Source organism: Bradyrhizobium sp. 35, from assembly GCF_023073215.1.
In the GTDB taxonomy this organism is placed as follows: domain Bacteria; phylum Pseudomonadota; class Alphaproteobacteria; order Rhizobiales; family Xanthobacteraceae; genus Bradyrhizobium; species Bradyrhizobium canariense_D.
On the sequence record NZ_JADPJC010000049.1, the window covers coordinates 1 to 7,083 of the forward strand.

General features: G+C 58.2%; 7 protein-coding genes. 4 read left to right on the top strand and 3 right to left on the bottom strand.

The genetic code is table 11. The features are described 5' to 3' along the window. The 4 genes from IVB36_RS08115 to IVB36_RS08130 all read left to right on the top strand — a co-directional run. Window positions 1–213, top strand: a 213-nt coding sequence (locus tag IVB36_RS08115; protein WP_247391159.1) for a hypothetical protein, incomplete at its 5' end; no start/stop codon positions are given. A gap of 241 nt (window positions 214–454) precedes the next feature. Next, window positions 455–1,843 carry a hypothetical protein gene (locus IVB36_RS08120; protein WP_247366692.1) on the top strand — a complete coding sequence of 463 codons (1,389 nt, stop codon included), beginning with the start codon at window positions 455–457 and terminating at the stop codon, window positions 1,841–1,843. A gap of 89 nt (window positions 1,844–1,932) precedes the next feature. After that, window positions 1,933–3,081, top strand: coding sequence for a hypothetical protein (locus IVB36_RS08125; RefSeq protein ID WP_247391161.1), 1,149 nt, complete (start codon window positions 1,933–1,935; stop codon window positions 3,079–3,081). 461 nt (window positions 3,082–3,542) lie between these two features. Next, window positions 3,543–3,710 carry a hypothetical protein gene (locus IVB36_RS08130; protein WP_247338814.1) on the top strand — a complete coding sequence of 56 codons (168 nt, stop codon included), beginning with the start codon at window positions 3,543–3,545 and terminating at the stop codon, window positions 3,708–3,710. A gap of 419 nt (window positions 3,711–4,129) precedes the next feature. Here the strand turns inward: IVB36_RS08130 and IVB36_RS08135 are convergent, their stop codons facing one another. The 3 genes from IVB36_RS08135 to IVB36_RS08145 all read right to left on the bottom strand — a co-directional run. After that, window positions 4,130–5,440 (bottom strand): adenylate/guanylate cyclase domain-containing protein, encoded by a 1,311-nt coding sequence (locus IVB36_RS08135; protein WP_247391163.1) that lies wholly within the window; start codon window positions 5,438–5,440, stop codon window positions 4,130–4,132. A 260-nt stretch (window positions 5,441–5,700) separates the two neighbouring features. After that, window positions 5,701–6,444, bottom strand: coding sequence for an alpha/beta hydrolase (locus IVB36_RS08140; RefSeq protein WP_247391165.1), 744 nt, complete (start codon window positions 6,442–6,444; stop codon window positions 5,701–5,703). 414 nt (window positions 6,445–6,858) lie between these two features. Beyond that, a partial coding sequence (locus IVB36_RS08145) for a transposase (RefSeq protein ID WP_247391167.1) occupies window positions 6,859–7,083 on the bottom strand: 225 nt, incomplete at its 5' end.

Here is a 7,083-nt window from a genome sequence, read left to right on the forward strand (position 1 = left end):
GCCGACGCGAATGAGCATTTCCGCTTCGGCTCAGAAGCTGCCTCGAGGCAACTTCAGCTACGCGACCAGTTTACCAGCGACACCGGACATCACGGTGTCGCCTTGCACGTCCGGGCCTATAGCTGCATCGCGTCGACGGAAGCGATGGGCCACATGCGGGCGCCGCGGCCACGTTGGTCCGTTCGCACCCCGCAAGCCGACGTCAGGGGGTAGAAACAGAGAGCAGCTACGGCCCATTCGCGACATTCTAGCGCTGCGCCGACGAATTCCGGTCTACCCCGATAGGCAGACATAACTCATTCGTGAACCGCCACAGGGCGACCGCTGTCCTTGCGAGTGAACACAAGGGACGGCAAGGGCGACCAACCCTACAGCGGGAAGACTTGCCACGGCGCCTGCCTCCGGCTGCATGTCAGGACGTTCGAGGCAGCATTCCCGTTCCGGGAGGCGCGATATGCTGCAGTTGAAAGACAAGGTCGGACGGTTCGCGACGACAGGGCGCAGTTGCCAGAACTGGAAAAAGGATCAGGAACTGGTTATTTCGCTGCTCAACAAGATCGCCATTTCCGACGGCGGCGCCGAGAACACGCTCAAACCACAGATGGTAGTGACCGGTTATGCCAGCGACGGCCTTTACAACTCGATTCTGTACTTCCAGAAGAAGAACTTTCCCGGCACGCCTGACGGCTATGTTCGGCCTGCCGGCCCGACATTCAATCGGCTCGTTGAACTGTCGACGAAGGCGGCCGCCAAGCCCGCCCCGCCAAAGGGCCAATGGGACGCAATCGCGACTCCTTCCGTCGATGCTGCACTTCGCAAAGGTCTCATCGACGATTCAAAGCTGGACTACGCAGAGGTCGTTGACATCATCCGGGCTACCGTCGCAGACGGCATGGTCACCGCATTCGAGCTGGACGACCTGACCACCATTGCGAACACCTCCAGAACGCTCTCCCCCACCTCGAAAAAGCTCATCACGCTCTTCGTCGGAGAAGAATACAAGGAGAAGCGCGGGATCGGACCGTATGATCTCAATTCCGACCAGAAAAAACTAGCCGCGGAAATGGTCTGCGATTTCCTGAAAAATACGAGGACGACGTTCTTTCCGAAGCTCGACCCACACCGCGTCGGCATAGGTATTCTCAGGCGCATTGCGAAACCGAGCCTCATCAATCAAGACCAGGGAAGTCTGTGCGGGCCATCCGCCCTGATGTTCGGCTACGCGTCGGACAAGCCAGGGTCTTACGCGCGCTTCGCGATCGATCTCTATCAGAAGGGGCAGGCGAATCTTGGCCGCCTGCTGATCAAGCCGGGAAAGGATGTGAGGAACTTCACGCCACCCTGGTCGCTGGACCACGTCGACTGGCTGACATGCGCCTCCATACGCGATTCGGAGAACTGGTTCCTGGATTTCGACGACACAGGCAAGATCAGCGATCTTGCGGGTGTCACCCTGCCGAGCGAAATGGAGCAATGGTTTCGCAAGGCAGGATACCGGGACGTGCGCGAGAATACCAACATTTCACGATTCAACAAAGACATCGACGATGTAAACGAAGCCAACCGGCTGCTCGACAGCGGATATCGCGTATGTCTTTTCATAAGCGCCAATATGATCGACTATGACGACCAGTCCGATAAAGGCTCCGCGCTTACGATGCACTGGGTCGTGCTGCGCGAGAAGATACAAGTGATGAACGGGTTCGTGAAGGCGAAGGTCTTCTCATATGGCGATGGAGACTATTTGATACCGCATCCGCAGGAAAAAACCCATGCCGTCAAGCCCCTCGCGGTTCGGGACTTTCTTATGAATTTCTATGGGTACGTTGCTGCCAAGGGGTGACCGGGGCCAGAAGCGCCAAGGCAAGACGATGCTGGCCACGCACGAGATGGCCTTCTCAGCCGATGTCTCCACCCGCGTCGGCTTCATGAATGCCGGCATCATGGCCGAGGATCGGCACGCCCGAGGAAACCATCCGCCAGCCGCGCAGCGAACGGCCGAAGGTTCAAAATTTCGCGTTGACGGTCCGAACTAGAACAGGAGAACCGGACATGGCCGCTTTCCAAGAGGTTTTCCGCCGCTCCGGCATCGATGAGGGCCGCAGCCCGCCAGGCATGGTGGTGCCGTTCGGCGGCTCCAACATCGTGGCTCTGATCGATCCCGGAAGAAAGCTCAAAGTCGATCCTAACCCCCATGCCCTCGGGATCAAGGAGATCGATGGCGCCGATACTCTTAGACGCGTCATGCAGACCAAAGACACCTTCTCCGCACCCGACATCGATCCGCAGCTCAGGGCGGCGTCACTTCCCGCCACCTTCAATGGCGATGCACGGTTTTTCGAAATCAATGGCCGGATCAAGCCGATTCCCTTTCCCGGTCTGGAGGTGGTGGCCCGGTCGGCCGGCCGGAAGATCGAAGCCAAGCTCTATGTTGTCGTGCTGCCGGAAATCACGATCAAGGTGGCGTTCCGCAACGTCATGATTCCGGGCAGCGGCGGCGCTCCGGCTTTTCACGCCAAGAAGCCCTGCAGTGAGCAAGATGAATTGCTGACGATGAACAATATATGGAGGCCGCAGGCCAACATCCGCTTCGAGCGGGTGCCAACCGACTGGCTGGTCATCGACGACTCGCAGGCTGCCGTCAAACAGGAGCTCGCCAATGCGACTGGCATGAAGGATGCGAGCCTTGCGATCCTTCCCGATGTGATCGATGTCGAAAAACTGAAGAGCTTCTTCGCCAAACACAAAGTTCAAGGCGCCCATCTCACCATTTTCTGTGTCGACAAGCTTCGGTCCAAGGGCTCCTTTCCCAATGGCTCGTTTGCTCGATCGCTGGACCTTGCCTTCATCAGCTCGCAACGCGGGCCTAACACGTCTGCCCATGAAGCCGGGCATTTTCTCGGCTCCTACTCGAAGAGCGCGACCAAGCCCTGGGACAGCAACGGCCACACATTGGAGATCGATCCGAAAACCGGAAAAGAAAACAGGGCGGAAGACATCAAGATGCTGATGCGCGACGGAGGCGCCGGGTGGAAGATTCCGTTTAATCTCGTCAAGGAGTTCCGCGACTTCCCCGGCTAGCATCCAAAGCTCAGACGGCAGCTGGAAATCACTCCTGACGTCGAATGTCGCCTTTGGGCCACTTTCAGAATCATGCAAGGCAGCAAATGGAATCAGCCTGTCGGGACGCTAGTGGAATCAAAATCGCAGGTACAGATACCGTTGTTGTGCGGGCCGCTTCGTCATGTAGACCGAGCGGGGGGGAATCCAAATTCTCCAATTGCGGGTTTGGTGGACTGGCCGTCTAATCGCGAGGCGAGCAAAGCTGGCGTGAGCCTGCTCTGATCCAGCCCTCGGAAGCGGGCCACCTACTTCGGAAGCACAGGCGGTTGGCCCGCTGGGCGGTTAAGCGATTTAGGGCACGCCATCGGACTGGCAACGCCAGTGACTTCGCGGACCATTGCGGTGCTGTGCGAGTGGACTGAATCCGGGCAACAGTTCCTCCCTGACCGATTTGATAGCCAACGATTTGGAATAAGTCGATGTTCCGTAATCTGTTCGCGGTCGCGCTGATGGTATCGACCAGCGCCGTGCTCGCGCACGATCACAATCGGCTTGATCTGTCGAAGTGGTTTGCGGAGCTTTATGACCGAAAGGGAGATCTGTGCTGCGATGGTAGCGAAGCGATGCATTTGTCAGAGGTAGATTGAGAGATCACCGGCAACCATCCATTACCGTGTCCGCGTGCCGACAACGCCTGGGGGCTTCGGGCGCGATGGCTGGCGCCACCAACGTGGAAACCGAGTGGGTTTACGTACCCGACGACGCCGTCATCGACGAGCCGAACAGGGCTAAAGCGACGCTGGTCTGGCCGCTCTATGGCCCGATGGGTGTGAGCATTCGCTGCTTCATACCCGGGACGATGAAGCGCCTCCGATTTTAATCGGCGCAAGGCGGAGTTCGGCTTAGGGTCAATCGCGTCACTTTGGCCGCGTGCCGTTCTCTTCCGGTCTACCCCAGTGAACGGACATCGTCAGACCGCCCCGGCATGTCTCACAGGGGCCACAATTGGACATCGGGTGAAAGCTGCTCAGCTTTTTACGGCGCAGTCGGCGACCCCGGATTAAATTCAGGTGACCGCTGCGAACAGGCGCATCGGCTCGGCAAGCCCCTTAAGCTCGGCCGGTCCCTGATCGACGAACTTGAGGCCAGCACCTGCCACTAGGTCTCGTACAGTGCTTGAGGCCAGAACTTCGCTCGCTTTCGCATGCTGAGCTACTCGTGCTGCGATGTGCACAGCAATGCCGCCCACATCGTCGCCCATCATTTCAATCTCACCAGTATGGACGCCGGCCCGCACTTCGAGATCGAGCGGCCGCACCGCGCTGACGATCCTCTGGGCGCAGCGAACAGCGCGCGCCGGGCCATCGAAGAGGGCCAGAAATCCGTCGCCTGTAGTCTTAACTTCGCGTCCGCGATGCCGCTCCAGTTCCGAACGCACTGCCGCATGATGCGCTTCCAGAACTGAACGCCATTGCCTGTCGCCCACCAACGATGCTCTCTTTGTCGAATCAACGATGTCGGTAAACAGCACAGTCGAGAGGACGCGGTCAACGTCGACGGAAGTAGCCGAAACACCCATAAATTGTCTAATCTCCTCGACAATCCGATCCTGATCTCCGGACCATGCGAGGTGATCGTTACCCGGGAGTTCGATGTAGCGCGCGTGAGGAATTCTCTTTCCAAGCTCGCGCCCGGCGAGTGCACGAATGCGTACATCGTCGCGCCGATGCATGACTAGGGTAGGAACCTGAATCGACGGCAGGATGGCCGTTACGTCGATCTCGCGGTTCATACGCATCAGGTTGATAACATCAGACGGGCTGGCCGCCGAGCGCTCGAACTTGGCGAAGCGCTCCACGGCCCCGGGAACTGCGGCTGCCGATGGAGAGAAACTGGGTAGACTCTTGCCGGTCCCCCAGCTGGACCGGATATCGCGCTCGAATCCCGCGAAATCGTCAAATGGAATGGAGGCGCCCACCGTGCGCGCATACGTACCAAACAGGATGAGGCCCGCGACACGTTCGGGATAGGTCGCCGCGAACAGGATCGACATCGGCCCGCCCTCCGAGACGCCGAACAAGTAGGCCTTCTTAGTACCTGAGACGTCAAGCACGGCGCGGATATCGTCGATCCTTTCATCGAGATGCGGGACACCAACGCCACGATCGCTAAGACCCGTGCCGCGTTTGTCGAATCGGATCAGTCGCGAGAACGAGCCGAGCTCGGTAAGGAAGCGCGCGGCGTTGGGATTCTCCCATGACAGCTCAAGATGCGATACAAAGCCCGGCGTCATGAGCAAATCCGGACCGTCCTGTCCGGATATTTGGTAGGCGACAAAGACCTCGCCGCTCGTCACATAGCGCGTCTCGACAACCATGGTTTTTCCACCGGCCTAGTCCGCTGGTAGCCTACGGCTAAGGGCCAAGCAGTGCAATCGATCGGATAGGCACATTGCATCGCGGGGATGCCCTCAGCTGCCCATGTTCGCTGGAGGACGTCCGTTCCGGCTCGAAATGCGAAGAACTCGACCTGACCAAATCTGGTCCGCCTTGCCATACTAAGCGGACCCCAACGAAAAGCTCCGCTACTTCGCTGATGGGCCAACAACGGACGTGTCCGCCTTACGCGGACGTACCGCTAATGCTGTGCGAAGAAGGCGAGGACAGCTTGTTCGTAGGCGTTGGGATTATCCACCGTAACCGTATGCGAGCTCGCGGGAATTTCAATTCTTTCGCGGTTTGGCAAGCAAGCTTCCAACTGATCCAAGACGTGATGAAACAAACGCGGGCTGCGTTCCGCGTCAGATAGGAGCGTCGGCGCTGTGATCGCCTTAGCCATGTCGCAGGTAAAAATTGGACGCGGTCGCTTTATGGCGTCCGCCTGATACGAAGCAACGTTGTCCAAATTCATTTTCTTGTCTGCATCCGAACGGCGTTCATAAGCTCCGGGACCGCCGACGACATCCACAAACATGGGAATGCCGCGTTGTACATCGCCGAGCTTGAGAGCCTCTCTGGCAGGTGCTAAGCTAGCGAACTCCTTCAAAATCTCCGCGCTGTTTGGAAGGCCGCTCAGCATACCCAGCGCGGGCGGCTCATTCACCGCCAGACTAGTGACCATATCCGGGTGTTTGGCGGCAAAGAAGAGAGCGGCGTGCGCCCCCGACGAATGTGCCACAACCCTAATCCTTGAGAAACCGAGTGCGCGGGCCAAAGCAGCGAGGTCCTCACCGTGCACATCTGCTGCGCCATCCGGCGTACCTTCCGGGCTCACTTCATTGGGATAGTTGTTCCGGCGACTGTACGCGATGGCGCGATAGTGCGGTGCGAATTTGCTCGCTCCACATACGATAATCTTGCAATCCCCCATGAACGAAGACAACGGGTTCTCCCTGTCCCTGTTCGACGTAAGCAAACTCATAACTGTTGACCGAGATCCGCTTAACTTCATCAGCGATTGTGGCGACCGTGGTAAACGCAAAAACCAGTGCGACAAAAACAGGGTAGGAAAGGGGCTTGCCAATGTGCATTGTTGCCTCCCTCAAAATCGATGCGAGAACTTGTATCTGATCTCCCGGAAGTTGTCTCCTATGGGTCAAAATGCGAAGAACTCAGCCTGAGCAAATCTTGTCCGCCATTCCTCAATAAGCGGACCTCGTGGAGCGATGCTGCTGCTTCGCCGAAGGGCCGATTTTGTTGCAAAAGTCGGCTGCAATGGATTTGGCCGCTGGGCGTTTCGTTGAGCCGCGCTCTGAAGCGCTGGCCCTGACGCATTTTACGCAACTTCGACGCTACGCTACGCGATGCGCAGAGCCTGAGCCGGTGGCGGTCGTGCGACCAGCGATGCAAATCGCCTCAGATTCTGGGCGATGGCGGCTAGAACAAACTCATCCTGGGCACCTTGCGGGCCGCGCAATCGGAACCGACCAAGCTTCAGGATGCGCTTCAAGTGTGCGAACCTCATCTCGATCTTCTTGCGCTGACGCCGAGAGAGCTCGAAGCCCTCGGTGCCAGCGAACGA

Bases quoted from the DNA above. Each gene is read 5' to 3' on its own strand.
- IVB36_RS08120 (WP_247366692.1), top strand. From the start codon at position 455: ATGCTGCAGTTGAAAGACAAGGTCGGACGGTTCGCGACGACAGGGCGC.
- IVB36_RS08125 (WP_247391161.1), top strand. From the start codon at position 1,933: ATGCCGGCATCATGGCCGAGGATCGGCACGCCCGAGGAAACCATCCGC.
- IVB36_RS08130 (WP_247338814.1), top strand. From the start codon at position 3,543: ATGTTCCGTAATCTGTTCGCGGTCGCGCTGATGGTATCGACCAGCGCC.
- IVB36_RS08135 (WP_247391163.1), bottom strand. From the start codon at position 5,440: ATGGTTGTCGAGACGCGCTATGTGACGAGCGGCGAGGTCTTTGTCGCC.